The organism is Mesorhizobium sp. Arg314 (genome assembly GCF_053714275.1).
The window spans coordinates 137,532-159,691 of record NZ_JBSKBP010000008.1; the positions used below are offsets into that span (position 1 = coordinate 137,532).

Below are 22,160 nucleotides of genomic sequence, written 5' to 3' on the forward strand. Positions count from 1 at the left end.
TTGCCGTGACCGACGCGCGCGCCGGCCGGTTGATAGCAGAGCGGCTGGAGGGTCATTTGGCCCATCGTCAGTGCGCCACCGCCGCCGCGGCCGCTTCGTCGATGAGACGGCCGGTGCGGAAGCGCTCGAGCGTGAAGGGCGCGTTGATCGGATGCGGGTCGTCCTTCGCGATCGTGTGCGCGAAGACATTGCCGGAGCCGGGCGTCGCCTTGAAGCCGCCCGTGCCCCAACCGCAATTGACGTAGAGGCCCTTGACCGGCGTCTTCGCCAGGATCGGCGAGCGGTCGGGCGTCACGTCGACGATGCCGCCCCACGAGCGCAGCATCTTCATGCGGGTGAAGATCGGGAACATCTCGCAGATGGCATCGAGCGTATGCTGCAATATGTGCAGGCCGCCAGTCTGCGAATAGGACACATACTGGTCGGTGCCGGCGCCGATGACGAGCTCGCCCTTGTCCGACTGCGAAATATAGGCGTGCACGGTGTTCGACATAACCACGCAGGGCACGACCGGCTTGACCGGTTCCGACACCAGCGCCTGCAGCGGATAGCTTTCGAGCGGCATGCGCACGCCGGCCATGTTCATGATCACCGAGGAATGGCCGGCCGCGACCACGCCGACCTTCTTGGCGCCGATGAAGCCGCGTGTCGTCTCCACGCCGCTGACCGCGCCATTGGCCGCGCGCTTGATGCCGGTGACCTCGCAATTCTGGATGATGTGCACGCCACGCGCCGAGGCGCCGCGCGCATAACCCCAGGCGACCGCGTCGTGGCGCGCCGTGCCGCCGCGCCGCTGCAATGCCGCACCCATCACCGGATAGCGCGCTTCCCTGGAAATGTTGAGCGGCGGGCAGAATTCCTTCGCCTGCTCCGGCGTCAGCCATTCATTGTCGATGCCGTTGAGGCGGTTGGCATGGACATGGCGCTTCAGCACCTGGACGTCATGCACATTGTGGGCGAGCATCATGACGCCGCGCGCCGAATACATGACGTTGTAGTTGAGCTCCTGGCTCAGCCCGTCCCAGAGCTTCAGCGCATGGTCGTAGATGCCGGCGCTTTCGTCATAGAGGTAGTTGGAGCGGATGATGGTGGTGTTGCGGCCGGTGTTGCCGCCGCCGAGCCAACCCTTTTCCAGCACCGCGATGTTGGTGATGCCGTGCTCGCTCGCCAGGTAATAGGCCGTCGCCAGGCCATGCCCGCCGGCGCCGACGATGATGACGTCGTATTCCTTCTTCGGCTCGGGCGATGTCCACTGCTCTTCCCAGCCCTTGTGGCCGCGCATCGCCTCTCGGGCAATGGCGAATACCGAGTATTTCTTCACGTTCCAGCCTCGCGCCAATAGCTTTCGCGGATTTGCGGCCGGGCATCGCTACCCCGGCTTGCGAGGTGTATCACTAGCGAAACCGCGCTGCCATCCTTGCGCTGTTTGCGACGGCGCTTGCCGTTTTGCGCCGCAGTCAAAACGAGGCATCCGGTCTGGCTTCGGTGGCCGTCTTCGGCGACACTCCTGTCGCGTGACGCTAGAGGACAATGATGGGTAACGCCTGGTGGAATCTGACCCTGCGCTTTCTGCTCGAGCTTTCCGCGTTGCTTGGCCTCGGCATGGCCGGCTGGAGCTACCCGGCCGGGTACGGGCGCTGGGTCCTCGCAATCGCCTTGCCGCTCGCTGCGGCTGTGTCATGGGGCACCTTCGCCGTGCCCAATGATCCGAGCCGATCGGGCCGGGCTCCGGTGCCTGTGCCGGGGGCCGTCAGGCTGGTGCTGGAACTTGTAGTACTGTTTGGCGGTGCCGCTGGATTCTATCTGGCCGGCCATGCGGCCGCGGGCATTGTCATGGCGCTGCTGATTGCCCTCAGCTACGCCTTCTCATGGGACCGCCTGGGTTGGCTGTTGCGGCAGTAGACCGACCGCGGTCTTTGCGGGTTTCGGGTGGCCGCGGCCATCCTCATTTGCGACCTCGCTTCCCATCGCCGGCGAGCCCGGCACAAGGGAAGGATGACGAAAATGTTCGCACTCACAGATAAAGTCGCCATCGTCACCGGCGCCAGTTCCGGCATCGGCCGCGCCACAGCCAGGCTGTTCGCCGAGCAGGGCGCCATCCTCGTCGTCGCGGCGCGCCGTCAAGCCGAACTCGACGCGCTGGTCGACGAAATAGAAGCGGCCGGCGGCACGGCGGCTGCACTTGCCGGCGATGTCAGGGACGAGGCCTATGCGAAGGCGCTCGTCGAACTCGCCGTCGCCAGATTTGGCGGCCTCGACATCGCCTTCAACAATGCCGGCGCGGTCGGCGTGATGGGGCCGGTGCCCGACATGGCGCCGGCAACCTGGCACGAGACGATGGACACCAACCTGACCAGCGCCTACCTCGCCGCCAGGCACCAGATACCGGCCATGCTGGAACGCGGCGGCGGCTCGCTGATCTTCACCTCGAGCTTCGTCGGCTACACCGCCGGCATGCCGGGCATGGCTGCCTATGCAGCCGCCAAGGCCGGCCTGATCGGGCTGACGCAGGTGCTGGCCGCCGAGTACGGCCCGAGGGGGCTGCGCGTCAACGCCCTGTTGCCCGGCGGCACCGACACGCCGGGCGCCACGACCACCACGCCCGAGGCCCGCGCCTTCGTTGAAGGCATTCATGCCCTGAAGCGCATGGCGCGGCCGGAAGAGATCGCCCGCTCGGCGCTCTATCTGGCCTCTGAGGCCTCGAGCTTCACCACCGGCACGGCGCTGTTCGCCGATGGCGGCGTCTCGATCAACCGGACGTGATGCGTTCGGCGGGCGGCAAACATGCTCACCCGCTGAAATGTCGTTCGGCGGCCTTGCATTCCGGTCGGATTTGACGATCTTGGTTGCCCGTCGAAATCGGACCGGAACGATGCTGCTGATCAGAACCTATGTTGCCCAGAGCGCCATCGAGGGTGTCGGCGTCTTCGCCGCCGACCCTGTCCGGAAAGGCGCTTCGATCTGGCGCCTCGATCCCGACTTCGACCGGCTGATCCCGATGGAAAAATATGAAGCCGCAGGCCTGCATCTGAGGGAACTGCTCGACCGCTATGCCTATCCGAGCCCGGACAAGCCCGGCTTCATGGTCTATGAGGTCGACAATGGCCGCTTCATGAACCACTCCGAGCGGCCGAATACGGATTTCTCGCAATATGGCGGCGCTACCGCTACCCGCGACATAGCCGCCGGCGAGGAAATCACTTGCGACTACGGCGAGTTTTTCGAGGATTTCGCCCGCTTGCATCTGACGACCGCGTAGTGCTTTGGTGAAGAGATTGCGGCTATTCGATTTTTGATCGCGGTTTCCGCAATCGACGGTGGACATCCCAAGCTGATTCTGCTATCAGCCGCCACAATTCGCGGTGCAGCTCGCCGCGAAGGCATGTCAGCTATTGCTGTTTGCCTACGATTTCAAACCCGAAGACAGGATTGCCCGTGCAGGTACTCGTCCGCGACAACAACGTTGATCAGGCGCTTCGCGCGCTGAAGAAGAAGATGCAGCGCGAAGGTATTTTCCGCGAAATGAAGATGCGCGGTCACTACGAGAAGCCGTCCGAGAAGCGTGCCCGCGAGAAGGCGGAAGCCGTGCGCCGCGCCCGCAAGCTGGCCCGCAAGCGCGCCCAGCGCGAAGGCCTTCTGCCGATGACCCCGCGCCCGGCTCCGGCTGGTGCTGCCGGAGCATCGCGCTCGCCGCGCTCATAACGCCTATTTTTCGTCCTTTTCGAAGGATACCGAGGGTGGTGCGATGCGGAATCGCCGCCACCCTTTTGTTTATGCATAGAAGCCGGTTCGGAGAGGGAACGGACTGACGGCGCTGCGGCAGTGAGGACAAAGATGAACGCAATTTCCGTGGAGCGCAGAACCGCTTTTCGCGGCTTCGCCCTGACGGCGGCCCTGCTTTCGGGTCTGACGCTTGCAGCATGCCAGACGGCCCCGACGGGTGAGTTCAACTCGATCGACAAGGCGCAAGGGTCGAGCGGGAATATCTCCTCGCTTTCGGCGGTCATCCAGCGCAATCCGCAGGATCCCGAGGGCTACAACGTGCGCGGCTCGGCCTATGGCCGCGGCGGCCAGTACCAGGCGGCGCTCAAGGATTTCAACCAGGCCATCCAGCTCAACCCGAACTTCTACCAGGCCTATTCGAACCGCGCGCTCATCCAGCGCTTCCTGGGCAATCAGGAAGCCGCGCTCGCCGACTACAACCGGTCGATCCAGATCAACGCCAACTACGACGCAGCCTATATCGGCCGCGGCAATCTCTACCGCAAGGCGGGCCGCACCCAGGATGCCTTCAACGACTTCCAGAAGGCGATCCAGCTCGACACCACGGACGCTCGCGCCTACCACAATCGCGGCCTGATCTATCAGAGCCAGGGTCAGCACAAATTCGCCATCGAGGATTTCTCGACCGCGATCTCGCTGGCGCCGGACGCCGCCGAGCCCTACAACGGTCGCGGCCTCTCCTATCTGGCGACAGGCGACGAGGACAACGCCTTCAGCGACTTCAACATGGCCATCAAGCTCGACGGCAAGAATGCCGAGGCCTGGGCCAACCAGGCGCTGATCTACGAAAAGCGCGGCGACAAGGTGCGGGCGGCCAAGTCTTACCGCGAGGCTGTCCACCTCGACCCGAACTACCAGCCGGCCAAGGACGGCCTGTCGCGCACCGGCGGCAACGCCAGCTGATTGCGAGCCGGCGTTTCACGACGCCGGCCTCGATATCGTTCCACTTGCCGCGCCGGCGCAGGCAAATCGCAACCATTACGTGTCAAGGTAGCGGGTGAGGCCGGCAGGGGCTGGTCATCCGCAACACCGGTCGGCATCCCGATGGATGAGAACGAGAAGAACATCCGGGAGCAGATCGCCTGGCTGGAAAAAGCCTCTCCGGACGATTGGCACCGGGCCGTGCTCGACTTCAACTGGGATTGGGACATCGACCCGCTGTTGTGGATCGCGCGCCAGTCGCAATGCGACAAGGCCACGGCATTGACCATGTTCTGGATGGGACAGCCGGCCTACCACCTTATCCTGGCCGTGGAGAACGGCGGATCGGACGACAGCCAGGATCCGACCTGGGGCATGCTGAAATTCATCGCGCAGCGCATCAACGAAAAAGGCTATGTCCGTTCGAAGATCGCCTACGACGTGGATGACAACACGCGCGACGATTTCGACGAACTCGCCGAAAATGCAAGGCGGTTGGCCAATCCGCCGCTGAAGCCGCATCCGGACATGAAGCGCGCCCTGCGTGGACGGCGGATCGTCAACGACATCGACTTCTACCAGCGATATCCCAGGGACTTCCACGGCACCGTGCTGATCGAGCTGCCGGACCAGGGCGATCCGGACAACAGCGGTCCTTTGAGCAAGGCCCTGTCGGCATTTGGACGCCTGTGGCGCCACTGATCGCTCGAACGCCGCAAGCCATTGTCATTCCACATTAACCGTCGGGGTCGATGCGTTACCCTTTGCCATGTTCGCGCCAAGTTTTCGGCGGAACGCTCAATGCACCTCGACCGTTTCAAGCCGGGGCCAAGTTTTCGCAAAAGGACCTTTCCAATGATCAAGACACTTGCCTGTGCCGCTGCCGCCGTTGCCGCCACGGTCCTCGCTTCTCCGGTCAGCGCCGGCACGGTCCAGCTCGGCACGCTCGATTGCACCATCGACGGCGGCGTCGGCTACGTCATCACGTCGAACAAGGGCGTCTCCTGCACCTTCCGCCCGTTTCACCACGGGCCGGACGAGCGGTATACCGGCATGATCTCCAAGCTCGGCGTCGATCTCGGCCAGACGCATCAGGGCCAGCTCGTCTGGGCAGTGCTTGCCGCAACCCGTCATCACGAGGCGGGCGACCTCGCCGGCAGCTATTACGGCGTCAATGCCGAGGCGAGCGTGGTAACCGGCGGCGGCGCCAATCTCCTGGTTGGCGGCCTGAACGGCGCCTTCATGCTGGAGCCGCTCAGCGTCCAGGCGCAGACCGGCGTCAACCTGGCCGTCGCGGTGGCGTCGCTGGATCTGGTCCACTCCTACAAGTAAGGCACGGCCAGATCCGCTCCCTATACGCGCGGCCCGGAACAGGACATTGTAACCGTTCCGGGCCGCATTCTTTTGGGGGAGCACTATGTCGAGGATCATCGCCGCAGCCGCCATCGCGATCGCGGCTCTGGCAGGAGTGGCTCGAGCGGAGACCGGTGGTGTCGAGCTAGGTGTGCTGGATTGCGCCATCGGCGGCGGCACCGGTTTCGTCTTCGGCTCCAGCAAGGATCTAAGCTGCACCTTCACGCCCGCCGACAAGACCTTCGCGCCGGAAGCCTATTTCGGCGCCGTCAACAAATACGGCCTCGACATCGGCACCACCACCCAGAGCGTGATGCGCTGGCTGGTGCTGACGCCCATGAACAACATCTATGCCCCAGGCGCGCTTGCCGGAGACTATGTCGGCGCCAGCGCCGAAGTGACCGCCGCGGTCGGCGCCGGCGCCAACCTGCTGGTCGGCGGCACCGGCAACGCCTTCACCCTGCAGCCGCTCAGCGTGCAGACCCAGACCGGTCTCAACATCGCCATCGGCGTCAGCCAGTTCCAGCTGCGAAGCAGCGCAAATTGACTTTTCCACCAGGACCGATCGGCCATGCCCGCCGCGAACACGAAAAAGCCTCTTGAGCTCAACCGCGCTTGAGGTTCTACAAGCCCTGCCGAACTGGATCTGGCGCCCATTCGCAATGCGGATGAGGCTGCGAATCGCAAGCAGGAGATCGACGTGACGGCAACAAGTGGCGACAAGACGGGCGGCAACAATGTGGCACCGAATAAGGTAGATTGGCGGGCGCTGTGGGCCAGCGGCGACCTGGCGCGGTTCTGCTTCATCAGCCTCGGCATCTTGCTCCACGCCACCAACGAAACGATGATCGCAACCGTCATGCCGGCGATGGTCGGCGACCTTGCCGGCGTCCAGTTCGTCGGCTGGTCGCTGGCCGTCTACGAACTCGGCGCCATCGTCGCGGGTGCCGCCGCCGGCCGGCTGGTCAGCTACGTCGCGCTGCGCACCAACATGATGGCGGCTGCCCTGCTTTACGCCGTGGGGGCGCTGGTCTGCGCCACGGCGCCCTCGATGCCGGTCTTCCTGACCGGCCGGCTGATCGAAGGCCTGGGTGGCGGCGCGTTGGTGTCGCTCGCTTTCGTTTCCGTCGAGCGGCTGTTCCCGCGCAACATCTGGCCGCAGCTTTTCGGCATCATGTCGGCGATCTGGGGCGTCGCAGCCTTCAGCGGCCCGATGCTCGGCGCGATCATGGTCGACTTTTTGTCCTGGCGCTGGGCCTTCGGCGTCTTCACGCTTGGCGGCGCGGCAGTGGCTCTGGCAAGCTTTGCTGTGCTCAGCACGCCACAAGCGAAGCGACCGCAGGTCAGCGCCGGCACGGCGCCGTCCTTTCCCTTCGTCGCGCTGGGCTGCCTTGCAGTCAGCATCGTGCTGATCGCCGCGGCCGGCGTCGACATCGCCCTGCTGCGCTCGTCGCTGTTCATACTGCTCGGCCTTGCCGGTCTTGCGCTGTTCTTCCGCGTCGATGCGCTGAAGCCGCGCTCGCGCTTGTTTCCCTCGCAACTCTTCTCCTGGAACTCACCGCTCGGCAGCGGCATGATCATGGTTGCCGCCCTTTCCGTGGCGACCTGCACCTTCGCCATTTACGGGCCGTTGCTGCTCACCACACTGCACGATATCCCGATCCTGACGACGGGCTACATCATCGCTGCCGAATCGATCGCCTGGTCGATTCTGTCGATAGCCGTCGCCAATGCGCCGCTGGAACGTGAAAGACTGATCATCGTCATCGGTGCGCTGATGATCACCGCCGGCCTTGCCGGCTTCGCCTATGCAATTCCAACCGGTTCGATACCGCTGATCCTGCTCTGCGCTCTGTTGCAGGGCGGCGGCTTCGGCGTTTCCTGGCCGTTCCTGACCCGCGTCATCGTCGCCTCGGCCAGCGACGGCGAGCAGACCATCGCCTCGGCGGCGGTGCCGACCATGCAGCGCATTGGTTATGCGGTGGGCGCAGCACTTGCCGGCATCATCGCCAATGCCTGCGGCTTCTCGGAAGGGCTGACCCGCGAAGCTGCGGCCAATGTCGCCGGCTGGCTGTTCCTGGCTTTCGTGCCGCTTGGAATTGTTGGATGCCTGGCGGCGCTCAGAATCGCGCTGCCGCCCACACGGCCACAGGAAGCTGCCAGTTAAACGACGATCGACTGCAGCCGCTCCACGATGAGCGCGGCGAGCCGCGCCGCCACCTCGTCCTTGCCCATTTCCGGCCATTCCTCGACGCCGGTCCTGGAGACGATGCGCACCTTGTTGCGGTCGCCGCCCATCACACCGGTCGGACCAATGCCGCTTTCGTGCGAAACGTCGTTGGCAACGATGAAGTCGGCGCCCTTTTTCTTGAGCTTCGCCTCGGCATTGGCGATGAGGTCCTGTGTCTCGGCGGCGAAGCCTACGACAAGGCTGGGCCTCTGGGCATGATGGCCGATGCCGGCCAGGATGTCCGGGTTCTCGACCATCTGCAATGAGGGCGGTCCCTCGCCCGCCACCTTCTTGATCTTCTCGCCGGCGGCGTTCGCCGTGCGCCAGTCGGCCACCGCCGCGACGAACACGGCGGCATCCGCCGGCAGCAGCTGCTCGACCGCTTCCTTCATCTGGGCGGCCGTTTCCACATGAGTGGTCGCAACACCGGCCGGATCGGCGATGGTGACCGGACCGGAGACGAGCCGCACATCGGCGCCGAGCTTTGCAAGTGCGGCCGCGATGGCATGGCCCTGCTTGCCCGAGGAACGGTTGGCAATGTAGCGCACCGGGTCGATCGGCTCATGCGTCGGCCCAGATGTGACGATGATCCTGCGGCCGGCAAGCAGCTTCGGCTTCACGTCGAGCATGGCCTCGATCGCGGCGACGATCTCCAGCGGTTCGGCCATGCGGCCCTCGCCCGCCTCGTTGCTTTCGGCCATCTCGCCTTTGGCTGGACCGACAAAGGCGATGCCGTCCTTCTGCAAGGTCGCCCGGTTGCGCCGCGCCGCCGGGTGCGACCACATTTTGGGGTTCATCGCCGGCGCCATCAGCACCTTCTTGTCGGTGGCCAGAAGCACGGTCGAGGCAAGGTCGTTGGCATGGCCGTTGGCGAGCTTCGCCATCAGGTCGGCGGTGGCCGGCGCCACGACCAGGAGGTCGGCCTCGCGCGACAGCCTTATATGGCCGACATCATGCTCGTCATTGCGGTCGAACAGCTCGGTGAAGACATGATCCGCGGAAAGCGCGCCGACCGACAGCGTGGTGACGAATTCTTGCGCGGCAGCCGTCATCACCACCCGAACAGAAGCGCCGCGTTCGCGCAACCGCCGGATCAGGTCGAGCGCCTTGTAGGCGGCGATGCCGCCACCGATGATGAGCAGGATGCGTTTGCCGGAGAGGGCCATCCCAATGACCAGTTCCTTGCCCTTTGTCATTCCGACCTCAGCGCTGGCTTGATATCGGTATGGATGAAGTCGTCACCCTTGAAGAGCAGCGGCAGATTGCGCGTCTTAGCCAGCGCGTAGGCGAAACAATCGCCCATATTCAGGGCGGCGCGATGACGAGATCCTCGACCATATCGAGAATAGGCAAGTCGTGCAGCTTCAAGCTGCGCCGAATCGAACGGAACAACGGTAAGCTCAAGGCGGTCGACAAGTACCTGTAGCTCGGCAGCGCTGATCCCACCGCTTGACCGACAGACAACGCAATGCGCCTCCAAGAGGCTCGCAGCGCTTATCAGTGCGGCAGACGATGTACCGAAGACATCGATAAGCTCACCGGCGTCCGGCTCCGCTCCAATAATGGCGATTAGCGCTGACGTATCGACCGCGACCGTCATAGAAGCCCCTCGTCCCACATTTGATCCGTAAGCGCCTTGAGATCGAATGGACGTTCAGGTTTCCGCCCAAGCGCCAGGATTTCGTCACGAGAAGCTTTCAGCCGCCACCCTGCGGTCCGCAGCTTGGCTTGAGGGATAGTTGCCTCACGCAAGACATCTCGGGCCTCCTGTTCCATCGAGACGCCCCGTGCCGCAGCGCGCTGGCGCAGGACCTGTTTCACGCTGTCATCTAGATTACGGATTGTGATGGTGCTCATGACGCTGCTCCTTGGCTTTCAATATAGGCAAGGCAATTAATGACTGCAATGCTAGCATTGCAGTCATTGCATGCGGCTAAAGCAATCTCCACGCAATGTAGATCAAAGTCAGCGCGATCACCCACAGTGCCACCCGGCCGGAGCGGGTGTGGCGCGCTTCGGCCTTGCCTATGGCGCGCGCGGTTGCCTCGTCGAAGCGCAGGCCGTTTTCGGCCATCAGGTCGATCTCGCGCGACAGCCGGTCGGTGCGGACGGCAAGGTCCGGCGCCTGCCTTGCCAGCGCCAACAACGCCTTGGCGCCGTCGCGCGCATCGGTGAGCAGCCCGCGCGGACCGAGATTGCCGGCGATCCAGTCGCCGACCACCGGCTCCGCCGTCTTCCACATGTTGAAGGCCGGATCGAGCGTGCGCGCAACGCCCTCGACGACGACCATTGTCTTCTGCAGCAGGATCAGTTCCGGCCGCGCCGCCATGTCGAAGAGTTCCGTAACCTCGAACAGCAGCGTCAGGAGCTTCGCCATCGAGATGGTCTCGGCCGACTGGCCGTGGATCGGCTCGCCGATGGCACGGATCGCCTGCGCGAAGGCCGAAACATTGTGCTGGCGCGGCACGTAGCCCGCCTCGAAATGCACCTCGGCGACGCGCAGGTAGTCGCGCACGATGAAGCCGTAGAGTATCTCGGCGAGGAAGCGCCGCTCCTTCTTGCCGAGCCGCCCGGCAATGCCGAGATCGACGGCAACGATGGTGCCGCTCGCCTCGACGAACAGGTTTCCCGGATGCATGTCGGCGTGGAAGAAGCCGTCGCGCAGTGTGTGCCGCAGGAACGACTGGATGAGATTGGCGGCAATTGCCTTGAGGTCGTGACCGGCGGCGGCAAGGCCGGCGAGATCGTTCATCTTGATGCCGTCGATCCACTCCATGGTGAGCACGTCGCGGCCGGTCCGTTCCCAGTCGACCGCGGGCACGCGAAAACCCGGATCGTCCTTGGTGTTCTCGCCGAGTTCCGAAAGCGCCGCCGCCTCGAGCCTCAGATCCATCTCGACCTTGGTGGTCTGGGCCAGCGTCTGGGTCACCTCGACCGGGCGTAGCCGGCGTGACGAGGGGATGTATCTCTCCTGCAGGTGGGCGGCGAGGAAATAGCTTTCGAGATCCTGGAAGAAGCGGCGCCGCACGCCGGGCCGGATCACCTTCACCGCCACGCGCGACGTCGTTCCCTCACGAGCCACGTCGGCGCCGTGCACCTGCGCGATCGAGGCGGCGGCAACGGGATCTCCAAAGCTGGCATAGAGATCGTCGATCCTGCGCCCGAGCGAGGCTTCGATCGCGTGAACCGCCTCCGCCTTCGGGAAGGTGTGCATCTTGTCCTGCAAGAGCGCGAGGTCGAGCGCCATGTCGTTGCCGACGACATCGGGCCGCGTTGCCAGGAACTGGCCGAGCTTGACGTAGGAAGGTCCGAGCCGCACCACGGCTCGCGCCAGCCTGTCGCCACGCTGATAGCTCAGCGCCCGGCGGCGGGTAAAAAGCCGCGCCACGCGCCAGCCGAATTTCGGCATGCCGGACAGTTCTTCGCCCGGCAATGCCGCGACGACGCCCTCGCGGACCAGCACCCAGCCGGCCCGGGCGAGCCTGAAAGCCGCGGCGACGCTGCTCATTGCCAAGCCTTATTCAAAAGGGCCTGCTTCAAAGGGCCTGCCTCAAAGCTTCCAGCCGGAATGAAGGGCGGCGATACCGCCCGAATAGTTGCGGAAAGTGACGCGGCCAAAGCCGGCGCGGGTAATCATCGCTGCGAAATTCTGCTGGTTGGGAAACTTGCGGATGGATTCGACGAGATAGGAATAGGGCTCGCCGTCACCGGTCACCGCCTTGCCGATCTTGGGGATCGCGTTGAACGACCAGGTCTCATAGACCTTGTCGAGCAACGGCATATCGACCTCGGAGAATTCGAGGCATAGCAGCCGCCCGCCGCGCTTCAGCACACGATAGGCTTCGGCAAGCGCGACCTCGATGCGCGGCACGTTGCGGATGCCGAACGCGATCGTATAGGCGTCGAACGTACCGTCCTCGAAAGGCAGCGCCTCGGCATTGGCCTCGACGAAGTCGGTGTTTGCCGCAAGGCCCTGCTTCTCGGCGCGGTCGCGGCCGACGGCCAGCATCGAGCCGTTGATGTCGAGCACCGTGGCATGGGCTTGGCGCTGGCTGGCCTCGACGATGCGGAAGGCGATATCGCCGGTGCCGCCGGCGACATCAAGCACCTTCCAGCCCGGACGTTTCGGCGGGTTGAGCCAGGCAACCATCGCGTCCTTCCACAACCGATGCAACCCCGCCGACATCAGATCGTTCATGAGGTCGTATCGATTGGCCACCTTATGGAAGACGTCGTTGACCAGGGGCTGCTTCTCGCCTTCCCCGACCTTCCTGAAACCATAGGAGGTTTCCATGCCGCCCGCGGCCGTGGTTCTCTCAACTGACATTATTTTGATCCGTCATAAAACCGGCGGGACCATAGCCGATCGATGGTGCCGACGCTATTGTCCAAGGCGCGGTTTTCGGCCGCGCTTCCAAAACCCGGTCGAGAAAGGTCCCGCATGATTTTCCGGCCAGAATCTGTGCGAGAGCAGCATACCGGACGAGATGACCGCATGATTTTGAAGGCCGAACTGCATTGCCACATCGAAGGGGCGGCGGCGCCCGAGCTTGTCGTCGGCCAGGCCCGCAGATACGGCAAGGATCCATCGCCCTATATCCGCGACGGCTCTTTCGTCTGGCACGATTTCACCTCGTTTCTGGCCGCCTACGATTTCGCTTCCGACCTGTTTCGCACGGAAGAGGACTATGCGCGCCTCGCCGACTACTATCTGACCAGCCTCGCCCGTGACGGCGCCATCTATTCCGAGGTCTTCACCTCGCCGGACCATGCGAAAAAGGCCGGCCTGTCGCCGAAGGCCTATACGGATGCGCTGGGCGAAGGCATGGCCCGCGCCAGGGCCAAGACCGGCATCGAGGGCCGCATGATCGTCACCGGCGTGCGCCATGTCGGGGTCGAGGCGATCGAGCAGGCAGCACGCTTTGCGGCGCGTTGCGGGCATCCGCTGGTGACCGGTTTCGGCGTCGCGGGCGATGAGCGCATCGGCGATTTCGAGGATTATGTGCGCGCTTTCGAGATCGCGCGCGAAGCCGGCCTCGGCATTACCATCCATGCCGGCGAGCTGATGGGCTGGGAAAGTGTCAAGGCGGCCCTCGACCACATCCGCCCTTCCCGCATCGGCCATGGCGTTCGCGCCATCGAGAACCCGGACCTCGTCCGCCGCATCGCCGCCGAAGGCGTCGTGCTGGAATGCTGCCCGGGCTCCAACATCGCGTTGAAAGTGTTCGACAGCTTCGCCGACCATCCCTTTACGGCGCTGCGCGCCGCCGGCTGCAAGGTGACGCTCAACTCCGACGACCCGCCCTATTTCTGGACGTCGCTGAAGCGGGAATACGATATCGCCGCCGAGCAATTTGCGATGAACGACAAGGCGCTCGCCGGGATCACCAGAACGGCCATCGAGGCAGCGTTCGTGGACAAGAAGACCAAAGCGATGCTGCTAGGCCGGTTGGATGCGAAGATGCGGTGAGTGAGTAGGGAGTAGTCGGTAGTCAGTAGTTATGGATTTGGCCGAGCGCGCATAGATCGGTTGAAGGCCGGAGCTTTCCCCGAGGCGAGGACTCGCAAATCGGCTCACTATTCACTACTCACTACTGACTATTCACCACCCACTGCGAACCAGTTGGAGCACATCATGCAGGGCGTCACCGTCGTCGACCACCCCCTTGTCCAGCACAAGCTGACCATCATGCGCAAGAAGGAGACCTCTACGGCCGGCTTCCGGCGGCTGCTGCGCGAGATTTCACTCCTGCTCGGCTACGAGGTGACCCGCAACCTCGAACTGACCACGACCATGATCGAGACGCCGATCGAGGAGATGGAGGCGCCGACGCTGGAAGGCAAGAAGCTGGTCTTCGCCTCGGTGCTGCGCGCCGGCAACGGCTTGCTCGAAGGCCTGCTCGACCTGGTGCCGGCGGCGCGCGTCGCCCATATCGGCCTCTACCGCGACCATGAGACTTTGGAAGCCGTCGAGTATTTCTTCAAGGCTCCGAGCGATCTTGCCGACCGTCTGGTGATCGTCGTCGATCCGATGCTGGCAACCGCCAATTCGGCGATCGCCGCGATCGACAAGCTGAAGGGCCGCGGCGCCACCAACATCCGCTTCCTCTGCCTGCTCGCTGCCCCTGAAGGCATCGAGCGCTTCACCAAAGCGCATCCGGACGTGCCGATCTTCACCGCCTCGATCGACCGCCAGTTGAACGACAAGGGCTACATCATGCCCGGCCTCGGCGACGCCGGCGACCGCATGTACGGGACAAAGTGAGCGCAGCCGTTTACCGCGCGTTTACACAACCGCGCGGTTCCGGCGCACGTTAAAGTTCAAAACACCATATCGGCTTAAGGATGCAGCCTCGCTCGGGCAATTCCAGGAAGAGTGCGTAGCGGTTTTCCGTCCGGAATTGCGTAAAAAAGGAGATAGAGCGTTTCACCGTTTCCGTGAAACGGTGAAACGCTCTAAGGGCATCCATGCTGCGCAAGCTTCTCATCCTTGGCATCTTTGCCGGAACCTCGGCTTCGATTCCGATCGTCTATCAGGCGAATCCGCATCTGGTGGATGGTCTGCTGAAATCGACCGTCGCCTCGCAGCCGGCAGTGCCGGAGCCGCCGCCGCAGGTCAATCTCGCTTCGGTGCCGGACAAGCCGGCGCCGCCGATGCCGCTCGGCCGCCAGGTGCTGATCAATGCCGATGGGCGCGGCCACTTCACATCGCAGTTCAAGCTCAATGGCCGGCAGATCGACGGCATGATCGACACCGGCGCGACGATGGTCGCCATCAACACCTCGACCGCGCGCAGGATCGGCATCTCGCTCAACCCTTCCGACTTCAACCGCGAGGTGAACACCGCCAACGGCGCGATCAAGGCCGCCGTGGTGACGGTCGACCACCTGCAGATCGGCAAGATCGCGATCGACAACGTCCAGGCGATGGTGCTCGACGACAGGGCGCTGCAGGTCAATCTGATCGGCATGAGCTTCCTGCAGCGGTTGCAGAAATACCAGGTCCAGGACGGCGCGCTGCTGCTCGTTCAGTAACGTCCACGTGAGCAATTCCAGGAAAAGCGTGCAGCGGTTAGGCTCGGCGCCTTCGCCGTAGCCTTCCGTCCGGAATTGCGTCAAAAGCAAAAGTTAGACCAGTTCACCGTTTCCTCGAAACGATGAACTGCTCTAACGCGGCAATATCCGCCTGAGCACGGTCTTCTCAGCGGGCGGTTTCGACGCGCCGATCGTGTAGGCGGCATGCGCGGCAAACGCTGCCGCTTCGGCTTCCGCGTCGGTGCGGGCATGGACCAGCGCCAATGCCTCGCCGGTCCGCACCTCGGCGCCGACCGGCAACAGTCGGGTCAAACCGACGGCATGATGGATTTTGTCGTCCGGATGGGAACGCCCGCCACCGAGCTTGACGACGGCAAGCCCTATATCGCGCGTGGCAATGCCGGCCACAAACCCGTCCTGTTCCGCTGTCACGGCCAGTTCGACCGCCGCTTTCGGCAAATACTTTTCCGGGTTCTCGATGAAATCGCCAGGGCCGCCAAGCACGGACACCATCCGCGCGAAGACGGCCGCCGCCCGGCCGCCGGCAAGCGCTTCGGTGGCGCGCCTGATACCGTCCTGGTTGGACGAGACGATCCCCGCCGACTGCAGCATCTCGGCGGCCAGCGCCAGCGTCACGTCCTCAAGCCGACGGTCGCGATAGCGGCCGGTGAGGAAATCGACGGCATTCTTCACCTCGACCGCATTGCCGGCGGCCGAAGCCAGCGGCTCGTTCATGCCGGTCACCAGCGCGGACGCGTTCAAGCCGGCGCCATTGGCGACCTCGACCAGGCTGTTCGCCAGGCCGACCGCGTCGCGCGACTTTTCCATGAAGGCGCCGTTGCCGACCTTGACGTCGAGCACCAGCGAGCCCAAGCCCGCTGCAAGCTTCTTCGACAGGATCGAGGCGGTGATAAGCGGTATCGATTCGACCGTCCCCGTCACGTCGCGGATCGCGTAGAGCCTGCGGTCGGCGGGCGCCAGATCGGCGGTCTGGCCGATGATGGCGCAGCCCGTCTCGAGCACTGTCTTGCGGAAAAGCGCCACGTCCGGTTGGCTGGTGTAGCCGGGAATGGCGTCCATCTTGTCCAGCGTGCCGCCGGTGTGGCCGAGGCCGCGGCCCGAGATCATCGGCACATAGGCGCCGCAGGCGGCGACGATCGGCGCCAGCATCAGCGAGACATTGTCGCCGACGCCACCCGTCGAATGCTTGTCGGTGACCGGGCCCGGCAGGTCTGACCAGTCGAGCACATCGCCGGAATCGCGCATGGCGATCGTCAGCGCCACCGCTTCCTCGCGGCTCATGCCGTTGAGGAACACGGCCATCGCGAAAGCGCCGACCTGGCCCTCGGAGATGGCGCCCGCCGTCAGCCCCTTGACGAAAGCCGCGATCTCGTCGGTCGAGAGCCTGAGGCCGTCGCGCTTACGGCGGATGATCTCCTGCGGCAGCATCAGTCGGGTAAGCCGTCCTGAAAGACGCGCCGCAGGACCGTCGCCAGCCGCGCGCCGCCGACCGGCGCCATGTCCTTGGTTTCCTGATGCGAGAGCTCCGCTCCGGTCATGCCGGCCGCCAGGTTGGTGATAACCGAGCAGGCGGCGACCTTGAGCCCGAGGAAGCGCGCGAGGATGACTTCCGGTACCGTCGACATGCCGACCGCCGTCGCTCCCATGACGCGCGCCATGCGTATCTCGGCCGGCGTCTCGAAGCATGGTCCGGAGAACCACATATAGACGCCCTGATGCAACGCCGTGCCGGTAGCTTTCGCCGCCTTCTCGATCGCGCCGCGCAAGCCGGCATCGTATGCCTCGGTGAGGCCGACGAAGCGGCGGTCGCTCGGCTCGCCGATCAGCGGGTTGGAACCGGAGAAATTGATGTGGTCGGTGATCAGCATCACCGAGCCCGGTCCCATCTGCGGATCGACCGAGCCGGCGGCATTGGTGAGGATCAGGTGCGAAATGCCGATGCCGGCAAGCACCTCGAGCGCCGGACGCATCGCAGCGGCATTGCCATGCTCGTAATAATGCGCGCGGCCGGACAGCATCAGCACCGGCGTGCCGGCAAAATGTCCGGCAACCACCTCGCCGGCGTGGCCACTGACGCCGCTTCGCGGAAAGCCGGGCAGCTCGGCATAGGAGATGCGCCTGGCATCCTTGACCTGGTCGACCAGCCCGCCAAGGCCCGAACCCAGCACGAGGGCCGCGGTCGGCGCCAGCCCGTCCAGCTTCTCGACCAGATGATCCAGCGCTTCCTTCATTTCAGCCCGCTCTTCATTTCAGCCCGCTCTTCATTTCAGCCCGCTCTTCATTTCAGCCCGCTCTTCATTTCAGCCCGCTCTTCATTTCAGGATGTCGCCTCTGAAGCCGTAAGGCAGCATGTCGCCCATGGTCACGGTTTCGGCCACGCCGGTGTTGTCGCAAAGATAGAGCTTTGTATCCGGCCGGCAGAATTCCGCCAGCCGCTGCCGGCAGCCGCCGCAAGGCGAGCATTTGGCCATGTGTTCGGCAATCACCGCGATCTCCACGATCTTGCCGCCGCCGCCCATGATGTAGTGGCCGAGCGCCGTCGTCTCGGCGCACCAGCCTTCGGGATAGGACGCCACCTCGATGTTGGCGCCGGTGAAGACGCGCCCGTCCTCGGTGCGCAACGCCGCACCCACCGGGAACTTCGAATAGGGCGCATAGGCCTTGGCCATCGCCGTCTTCGCCGCCTCGAACAGATCATGCGACATCCGGTTCTTCTCTCCCACGATCTTGTTCAAATGCCGGTCGCCGCTAGACGAAAATCCCGCCTCAGCGTTCCTTCACGTAAGGCACGCCGCCGGCACGCGGCGGAACAGCCTTGCCGATGAAGCCCGCGAGCAGGATGACGGTCAGCACATAGGGCAGCGCCTGCATGAATTGCACCGGCACCTTGCCGATGACCGGCAGCGGCGAGCCCTGCAGGCGGATCGCCGCCGCATCGAGAAAGCCGAACAGCAGGCAGGCGAACATGGCGTTGACCGGTTTCCATTTGGCGAAGATGAGCGCGGCCAGCGCGATATAGCCCTTGCCGGCGGTCATGTCCTTCACGAAGCCGCCATTTTGCACCATGGAGAGGTACGCGCCGGCAACGCCGGTGAGGATGCCGGTGCAGATGAGCGCGCGATAGCGCAGCCAGGCGACCGAGATGCCGGCGGTGTCGACGGCGGCGGGATTTTCGCCGACGGCGCGCATCCTGAGCCCGAAGCGGGTGCGAAACAGCACCCACCAGGTGAACGGCACCATGGCGAAGGCGAAATAGACCAGGATCGAGTGGCCGGAAATCAGCTCGGCATAGATCGGGCCGACAATCGGCACATCTTTTATCGCGTCGGCGCCGGGCCAAGTGATCGCCTCGAACCGCTCGCCAGGCTGCAGCGCCGGCGTGCGCCCGCCTTGGCTGAACCAGGCCTGGCCAAGGATGATGGTCGATCCGGCGGCGACGAAATTGATCGCCACGCCGGACACGATCTGGTTGCCGCGATGGGTGATCGAGGCAAAGCCATGCACCAGGGCGAACGCGACCGAGATCAGGATCGCCGTGCCGAGGCCGATCAGCGCCGAATGGAAGACGGCGGCCGCGGAAGCACCGGCAAAGGCGCCGACCAGCATCTTGCCCTCCAGCCCGATGTCGAAGATGCCGGCCCGCTCCGAATAAAGGCCCGCCAGGCAGGCAAGCAGCAACGGCACCGAAAGGCGGATGGTCGAATCCAGCACCTGGATGATTGCGTAGAAAACGTCCATCTCAGGCCCCCGTCCCCTTGACCGCCTGCATGCCGACCGACTTCGGGCTGAAAGAGGCGAAAAGCGTCTGGATGTATGGCCTGAACATATGCTCCAGCGCGCCGGCGAAGAGAATGACCAGGCCTTGGATGATGACGATCATGTCGCGGCTGATTGCCGGCATCTCGAAGGCAAGTTCGGCGCCGCCCTGGTAGAGCATGCCGAACAGGATCGCCGCCAGCACGATGCCGATCGGATGCAGCCTGCCCATCAGCGCGACCGCGATGCCGACATAGCCGGCGCCGGAAACGAAATCGATCGCGACATTGTGCTGGTCGCCCATCACCGGGTTGAGCGCCATCATGCCGGCCAATGCCCCTGAGATCACCATCGCGGTGATAATGATGCGGGTCTCCGAAATGCCGGCGTAACGCGCCGCCTTCGGGCTGTGGCCATAGGTGCGCATTTCATAACCAAGTCTGGTGCGCCAGATCAAAAGCCAGACTAGGAAGGCCATGACCAGCGCCAGCAGGAAGCAGATGTTGAGCGGCGCCGAGCGGATCTTTGCGCCGAACAATTCGATCACCCAGTTGAGCTTCGGCAGTTCCGCGCCGGCGAGGAAATTGCGCGTTTGCGGCGCCTGCGACCCGGCCGGCTTCAGCGGACCGACCAGCAGATAGACCATCACCGAGGCGGCGATGAAGTTGAACATGATGGTGGTGATGACGATGTGGGAGCCGCGTTTGGCCTGCAGATAGGCCGGGATCAGGCCCCAAAGCGCGCCGAACGCCGCCGCGGCGACGATCGCGATTGGAAAGATCACCCACCAGGGCAGCACGCTGTCGAAGCTCAGGCAAACGAGCGCGATGCCGAGGCCGCCTATATAGGCCTGGCCCTCGGTGCCGATGTTGAACAGGCTGCAATGCGCCGCCACCGCCACCGACAGCCCGGTGAAGATGAAGGTCGTGGCATAGAACAGGGTGAAGGCGATGCCCGTGCCCTTGCCGAAGGCGCCTTCGACCAGGATGACGGCGGCGCGGAACGGGTTTTCCCCGACCAGCATGACGACGAAGCCGGCGACGATGAAGGCAACCGACAGGTTGATCAGCGGGATCAATCCATAGTCGGCCCAGGCCGGCAGCTTGGCATAGGGCGTGCTCATTGCGCGGCCTCCTGGTGCTCGACGCCGGCCATCAAGAGGCCGAGCTCGCCTTCGGTCGCGTCCGGACCGCGCTCGCCGACGATACGGCCGGCAAACATCACCAGGATGCGGTCGGACAGCGAGCGGATCTCGTCGAGCTCGACCGATACCACCAGCACGGCCTTGCCCTGGTCGCGCATGGCGATCAGCCGCTTGTGGATGAATTCGATGGCGCCGACATCGACGCCGCGCGTCGGCTGGCCGACGATCAGCACGCCGGGGTCTTGTTCCATTTCCCGCGCCAGCACGATCTTCTGCTGGTTGCCGCCGGAGAAATTGGCGGTCTTGAGGCGCGGATTGCCGGGGCGGATGTCGTATTTCGCGATCTTGTCCTTCGCGTCGGCCATGATGGCGTCGACGTTGAGGAACGGCCCCTTCAGGTAACGCTCGTCGTCGTGATAGCCGAGGATCGAATTCTCGTTCTCCTCGAAGGCGAGCACCAGCCCGACATGGTGGCGATCCTCGGGCACATGGGCAAGCCCGCGGTCGCGCAATTCGCCGGGATCGGCCTTGCCGGTGAGATCGACCGGCTTGCCTTCGAGCATCACCTCGCCGGAAACCGCATGCCTGATGCCGGAGATCGCCTCCAGCAGCTCGGACTGGCCATTACCGGCAACGCCGGCGATACCGACGATCTCCCCGCTGCGCACGTCGAAGGAGACATTGTCGACCATGGTGACGCCGCGGGAATCCTTGACCGTCAGGTTCTTGACCGAGAGTTTTATCGCGCCGGCTTCCGACTCGCCCTTCTCGACCCGCAGAAGCACTCGCCGGCCGACCATCAGTTCGGCCAACTCGCCGACCGTGGTTTCCTTTGTCACCCTGGTGGCCACCATCGTGCCTTGGCGCATCACCGAAACCGTATCGGTGATGGCCATGATCTCGCGCAGCTTGTGCGTGATCAGGACAATCGTTTTTCCCTGGTCCTTCAGTTGCTTGAGGATGCGGAAGAGATGATCGGCCTCTGCCGGCGTCAGCACGCCCGTCGGCTCGTCGAGGATCAGTATCTCGGCGCCGCGATAGAGCGCCTTGAGGATTTCGACGCGCTGCTGCAGGCCGACCGCCAGTTCCTCGATGATGGCATCGGGTTCGACCTCGAGGCCGTATTCGCGCTCCAGCCGGTCGAGCTCCGAGCGCGCCTTGGCGATGCTGCTCTTCAGCAGCGCATCGCTTTCGGCGCCAAGGATGATGTTCTCCAGCACCGTGAAATTGTCGACCAGCATGAAGTGCTGGTGCACCATGCCGATCCCGAGCGCGATGGCATCGTTGGAGGTGTGGATGGACACTGGCTTGCCGCCGACGCGGATTTCGCCGCTGTCGGCCTGGTAGAAGCCGTAGAGAATCGACATCAGCGTCGACTTGCCGGCGCCGTTCTCGCCGACAATGCCATGGATGGTGCCGCGGGCAACTTCCAGGTTGATGTCACGGTTGGCGCGCACGGCGCCAAAGCTCTTGTTGATGCCTATGAGCTCGATTGCGGCTTGCGCCATGCAGCCTGTTCCCACTGTTATTTTTTTATCGCTTGGTCAAAATGCCTAGCATGATGCCCCGCTTATGCCAATCGGCCGTTCACTCTCGACAAATCCCCGCACGCTTGTCAATTTCGAACGTGGCCGGGAGCTTCACATTCGCTAATATGGCGATGCTGCAATTCGCATCATGGCACTGGGAGCGAGCCCTCGGATGAATACGCCCGCCGACCGGTTGACGACGCTGGAAATCCGCGCCGCCGAGCAGGAAAAGACCATAGAGGAACTGTCCGGCCAGATCGCCGAGCAGTGGAAGGTGATCGAGCGCATGGAGCGTAAGCTCGCAGCGCTCACCGACCGGTTCCTGGAATTGGAGGAGCAGGCCGCCCCCGATGTGCCGGTGACCAAGCCGCCGCACTGGTGAGGAGCA

Annotated in this window: 25 protein-coding genes; 13 read left to right on the top strand and 12 right to left on the bottom strand. The window is 64.0% G+C overall.

What is annotated here, in order from left to right; all coding sequences use genetic code 11:
- Positions 1–67: 67 nt before the first annotated feature.
- On the bottom strand, positions 68–1,321 hold the full coding sequence (locus ACWGS9_RS11145) for a sarcosine oxidase subunit beta (RefSeq protein WP_454505293.1): 1,254 nt from the start codon (positions 1,319–1,321) through the stop codon (positions 68–70).
- 209 nt (positions 1,322–1,530) lie between these two features.
- Here ACWGS9_RS11145 and ACWGS9_RS11150 point away from each other — a divergent pair, with 209 nt between their 5' ends.
- The 9 genes from ACWGS9_RS11150 (at position 1,531) to ACWGS9_RS11190 (ending at position 8,224) form a co-directional block, all read left to right on the top strand.
- Positions 1,531–1,902, top strand: coding sequence for a DUF2568 domain-containing protein (locus ACWGS9_RS11150; RefSeq protein WP_454505294.1), 372 nt, complete (start codon positions 1,531–1,533; stop codon positions 1,900–1,902).
- Between the two features lie 102 nt (positions 1,903–2,004).
- The gene (locus tag ACWGS9_RS11155) at positions 2,005–2,763 is read left to right on the top strand and encodes an SDR family oxidoreductase (RefSeq protein ID WP_454505295.1); all 759 of its coding nucleotides are present in this window, start codon (positions 2,005–2,007) and stop codon (positions 2,761–2,763) included.
- Positions 2,764–2,872: 109 nt separating this feature from the next.
- On the top strand, positions 2,873–3,259 hold the full coding sequence (locus tag ACWGS9_RS11160; RefSeq protein ID WP_454505296.1) for an SET domain-containing protein: 387 nt from the start codon (positions 2,873–2,875) through the stop codon (positions 3,257–3,259).
- A 176-nt stretch (positions 3,260–3,435) separates the two neighbouring features.
- Positions 3,436–3,702 (top strand): 30S ribosomal protein S21, encoded by a 267-nt coding sequence (gene rpsU / locus ACWGS9_RS11165; RefSeq protein ID WP_027165252.1) that lies wholly within the window; start codon positions 3,436–3,438, stop codon positions 3,700–3,702.
- A 132-nt stretch (positions 3,703–3,834) separates the two neighbouring features.
- Entirely contained in the window at positions 3,835–4,686 is an 852-nt protein-coding gene (locus ACWGS9_RS11170) for a tetratricopeptide repeat protein (protein WP_454505297.1), read from the top strand.
- A 141-nt stretch (positions 4,687–4,827) separates the two neighbouring features.
- Positions 4,828–5,406 carry a DUF4274 domain-containing protein gene (locus ACWGS9_RS11175; protein ID WP_454505298.1) on the top strand — a complete coding sequence of 193 codons (579 nt, stop codon included), beginning with the start codon at positions 4,828–4,830 and terminating at the stop codon, positions 5,404–5,406.
- A gap of 153 nt (positions 5,407–5,559) precedes the next feature.
- A complete protein-coding gene (locus ACWGS9_RS11180) occupies positions 5,560–6,036 on the top strand; it encodes a DUF992 domain-containing protein (protein WP_454505299.1) in 477 nt (158 codons plus the stop codon).
- Positions 6,037–6,121: 85 nt separating this feature from the next.
- Positions 6,122–6,604, top strand: coding sequence for a DUF992 domain-containing protein (locus ACWGS9_RS11185; RefSeq protein WP_454505300.1), 483 nt, complete (start codon positions 6,122–6,124; stop codon positions 6,602–6,604).
- Positions 6,605–6,757: 153 nt separating this feature from the next.
- Positions 6,758–8,224, top strand: a complete 1,467-nt coding sequence (locus ACWGS9_RS11190; protein ID WP_454505301.1) for an MFS transporter — start codon at positions 6,758–6,760, stop codon at positions 8,222–8,224.
- Here the strand turns inward: ACWGS9_RS11190 and coaBC are convergent.
- The 5 genes from coaBC to ubiE form a co-directional block, all read right to left on the bottom strand.
- Positions 8,221–9,453 (bottom strand): bifunctional phosphopantothenoylcysteine decarboxylase/phosphopantothenate--cysteine ligase CoaBC, encoded by a 1,233-nt coding sequence (gene coaBC, locus ACWGS9_RS11195; RefSeq protein ID WP_454505393.1) that lies wholly within the window; start codon positions 9,451–9,453, stop codon positions 8,221–8,223. The genes ACWGS9_RS11190 and coaBC overlap by 4 nt on opposite strands.
- 26 nt (positions 9,454–9,479) lie before the next feature.
- Positions 9,480–9,887: a type II toxin-antitoxin system VapC family toxin gene (locus ACWGS9_RS11200; RefSeq protein ID WP_454505302.1), complete on the bottom strand. Its 408-nt coding sequence runs from the start codon at positions 9,885–9,887 to the stop codon at positions 9,480–9,482.
- Positions 9,884–10,144 carry a FitA-like ribbon-helix-helix domain-containing protein gene (locus ACWGS9_RS11205; RefSeq protein ID WP_320214753.1) on the bottom strand — a complete coding sequence of 87 codons (261 nt, stop codon included), beginning with the start codon at positions 10,142–10,144 and terminating at the stop codon, positions 9,884–9,886. Before ACWGS9_RS11205 ends, ACWGS9_RS11200 begins: the two co-directional genes overlap by 4 nt.
- A 76-nt stretch (positions 10,145–10,220) precedes the next feature.
- Positions 10,221–11,795 (bottom strand): 2-polyprenylphenol 6-hydroxylase, encoded by a 1,575-nt coding sequence (gene ubiB, locus ACWGS9_RS11210; RefSeq protein WP_454505303.1) that lies wholly within the window; start codon positions 11,793–11,795, stop codon positions 10,221–10,223.
- A gap of 42 nt (positions 11,796–11,837) precedes the next feature.
- On the bottom strand, positions 11,838–12,614 hold the full coding sequence (gene ubiE / locus ACWGS9_RS11215; RefSeq protein ID WP_454505304.1) for a bifunctional demethylmenaquinone methyltransferase/2-methoxy-6-polyprenyl-1,4-benzoquinol methylase UbiE: 777 nt from the start codon (positions 12,612–12,614) through the stop codon (positions 11,838–11,840).
- Between the two features lie 168 nt (positions 12,615–12,782).
- Here ubiE and ACWGS9_RS11220 point away from each other — a divergent pair, with 168 nt between their 5' ends.
- From ACWGS9_RS11220 to ACWGS9_RS11230, 3 genes are all read left to right on the top strand, one after another.
- The gene (locus tag ACWGS9_RS11220; protein WP_454505305.1) at positions 12,783–13,757 is read left to right on the top strand and encodes an adenosine deaminase; all 975 of its coding nucleotides are present in this window, start codon (positions 12,783–12,785) and stop codon (positions 13,755–13,757) included.
- 165 nt (positions 13,758–13,922) lie between these two features.
- Entirely contained in the window at positions 13,923–14,552 is a 630-nt protein-coding gene (gene upp, locus ACWGS9_RS11225) for a uracil phosphoribosyltransferase (protein WP_027165262.1), read from the top strand.
- 203 nt (positions 14,553–14,755) lie between these two features.
- The gene (locus ACWGS9_RS11230) at positions 14,756–15,322 is read left to right on the top strand and encodes a TIGR02281 family clan AA aspartic protease (RefSeq protein ID WP_454505306.1); all 567 of its coding nucleotides are present in this window, start codon (positions 14,756–14,758) and stop codon (positions 15,320–15,322) included.
- Positions 15,323–15,454: 132 nt separating this feature from the next.
- Here ACWGS9_RS11230 and deoA read toward each other — a convergent pair whose 3' ends face one another.
- The 6 genes from deoA to ACWGS9_RS11260 all read right to left on the bottom strand — a co-directional run bounded on the left by deoA (position 15,455) and on the right by ACWGS9_RS11260 (position 21,751).
- On the bottom strand, positions 15,455–16,771 hold the full coding sequence (gene deoA / locus ACWGS9_RS11235; protein WP_454505307.1) for a thymidine phosphorylase: 1,317 nt from the start codon (positions 16,769–16,771) through the stop codon (positions 15,455–15,457).
- Positions 16,771–17,574 carry a purine-nucleoside phosphorylase gene (locus ACWGS9_RS11240; protein WP_320309622.1) on the bottom strand — a complete coding sequence of 268 codons (804 nt, stop codon included), beginning with the start codon at positions 17,572–17,574 and terminating at the stop codon, positions 16,771–16,773. The genes deoA and ACWGS9_RS11240 overlap by 1 nt, the downstream gene beginning before the upstream one ends.
- Positions 17,575–17,655: 81 nt before the next feature.
- Complete coding sequence (gene cdd, locus ACWGS9_RS11245; protein WP_320214832.1) at positions 17,656–18,048, bottom strand: cytidine deaminase; 393 nt, start codon at positions 18,046–18,048, stop codon at positions 17,656–17,658.
- Between the two features lie 61 nt (positions 18,049–18,109).
- Entirely contained in the window at positions 18,110–19,081 is a 972-nt protein-coding gene (locus ACWGS9_RS11250; protein ID WP_454505308.1) for an ABC transporter permease, read from the bottom strand.
- 1 nt (position 19,082) lies between these two features.
- Positions 19,083–20,222 (bottom strand): ABC transporter permease, encoded by a 1,140-nt coding sequence (locus tag ACWGS9_RS11255; protein WP_454505309.1) that lies wholly within the window; start codon positions 20,220–20,222, stop codon positions 19,083–19,085.
- The gene (locus tag ACWGS9_RS11260) at positions 20,219–21,751 is read right to left on the bottom strand and encodes an ABC transporter ATP-binding protein (protein WP_454505310.1); all 1,533 of its coding nucleotides are present in this window, start codon (positions 21,749–21,751) and stop codon (positions 20,219–20,221) included. The genes ACWGS9_RS11255 and ACWGS9_RS11260 overlap by 4 nt, the downstream gene beginning before the upstream one ends.
- A gap of 193 nt (positions 21,752–21,944) precedes the next feature.
- Here ACWGS9_RS11260 and ACWGS9_RS11265 point away from each other — a divergent pair, with 193 nt between their 5' ends.
- Entirely contained in the window at positions 21,945–22,154 is a 210-nt protein-coding gene (locus ACWGS9_RS11265) for a SlyX family protein (protein ID WP_320214763.1), read from the top strand.
- Positions 22,155–22,160 lie beyond the last annotated feature (6 nt).

What these genes read in the sequence shown, in the direction of transcription:
- ACWGS9_RS11150 (WP_454505294.1), top strand. Translation starts at nt 1,531, where the DNA reads ATGATGGGTAACGCCTGGTGGAATCTGACCCTGCGCTTTCTGCTCGAG.
- ACWGS9_RS11155 (WP_454505295.1), top strand. Translation starts at nt 2,005, where the DNA reads ATGTTCGCACTCACAGATAAAGTCGCCATCGTCACCGGCGCCAGTTCC.
- ACWGS9_RS11160 (WP_454505296.1), top strand. Translation starts at nt 2,873, where the DNA reads ATGCTGCTGATCAGAACCTATGTTGCCCAGAGCGCCATCGAGGGTGTC.
- ACWGS9_RS11170 (WP_454505297.1), top strand. Translation starts at nt 3,835, where the DNA reads ATGAACGCAATTTCCGTGGAGCGCAGAACCGCTTTTCGCGGCTTCGCC.
- ACWGS9_RS11175 (WP_454505298.1), top strand. Translation starts at nt 4,828, where the DNA reads ATGGATGAGAACGAGAAGAACATCCGGGAGCAGATCGCCTGGCTGGAA.
- ACWGS9_RS11180 (WP_454505299.1), top strand. Translation starts at nt 5,560, where the DNA reads ATGATCAAGACACTTGCCTGTGCCGCTGCCGCCGTTGCCGCCACGGTC.
- ACWGS9_RS11185 (WP_454505300.1), top strand. Translation starts at nt 6,122, where the DNA reads ATGTCGAGGATCATCGCCGCAGCCGCCATCGCGATCGCGGCTCTGGCA.
- coaBC (WP_454505393.1), bottom strand. Translation starts at nt 9,453, where the DNA reads ATGGCCCTCTCCGGCAAACGCATCCTGCTCATCATCGGTGGCGGCATC.
- ACWGS9_RS11200 (WP_454505302.1), bottom strand. Translation starts at nt 9,887, where the DNA reads ATGACGGTCGCGGTCGATACGTCAGCGCTAATCGCCATTATTGGAGCG.
- ACWGS9_RS11205 (WP_320214753.1), bottom strand. Translation starts at nt 10,144, where the DNA reads ATGAGCACCATCACAATCCGTAATCTAGATGACAGCGTGAAACAGGTC.
- ubiB (WP_454505303.1), bottom strand. Translation starts at nt 11,795, where the DNA reads ATGAGCAGCGTCGCCGCGGCTTTCAGGCTCGCCCGGGCCGGCTGGGTG.
- ubiE (WP_454505304.1), bottom strand. Translation starts at nt 12,614, where the DNA reads ATGTCAGTTGAGAGAACCACGGCCGCGGGCGGCATGGAAACCTCCTAT.
- ACWGS9_RS11220 (WP_454505305.1), top strand. Translation starts at nt 12,783, where the DNA reads ATGATTTTGAAGGCCGAACTGCATTGCCACATCGAAGGGGCGGCGGCG.
- upp (WP_027165262.1), top strand. Translation starts at nt 13,923, where the DNA reads ATGCAGGGCGTCACCGTCGTCGACCACCCCCTTGTCCAGCACAAGCTG.
- ACWGS9_RS11230 (WP_454505306.1), top strand. Translation starts at nt 14,756, where the DNA reads ATGCTGCGCAAGCTTCTCATCCTTGGCATCTTTGCCGGAACCTCGGCT.
- deoA (WP_454505307.1), bottom strand. Translation starts at nt 16,771, where the DNA reads ATGCTGCCGCAGGAGATCATCCGCCGTAAGCGCGACGGCCTCAGGCTC.
- ACWGS9_RS11240 (WP_320309622.1), bottom strand. Translation starts at nt 17,574, where the DNA reads ATGAAGGAAGCGCTGGATCATCTGGTCGAGAAGCTGGACGGGCTGGCG.
- cdd (WP_320214832.1), bottom strand. Translation starts at nt 18,048, where the DNA reads ATGTCGCATGATCTGTTCGAGGCGGCGAAGACGGCGATGGCCAAGGCC.
- ACWGS9_RS11250 (WP_454505308.1), bottom strand. Translation starts at nt 19,081, where the DNA reads ATGGACGTTTTCTACGCAATCATCCAGGTGCTGGATTCGACCATCCGC.
- ACWGS9_RS11255 (WP_454505309.1), bottom strand. Translation starts at nt 20,222, where the DNA reads ATGAGCACGCCCTATGCCAAGCTGCCGGCCTGGGCCGACTATGGATTG.
- ACWGS9_RS11260 (WP_454505310.1), bottom strand. Translation starts at nt 21,751, where the DNA reads ATGGCGCAAGCCGCAATCGAGCTCATAGGCATCAACAAGAGCTTTGGC.
- ACWGS9_RS11265 (WP_320214763.1), top strand. Translation starts at nt 21,945, where the DNA reads ATGAATACGCCCGCCGACCGGTTGACGACGCTGGAAATCCGCGCCGCC.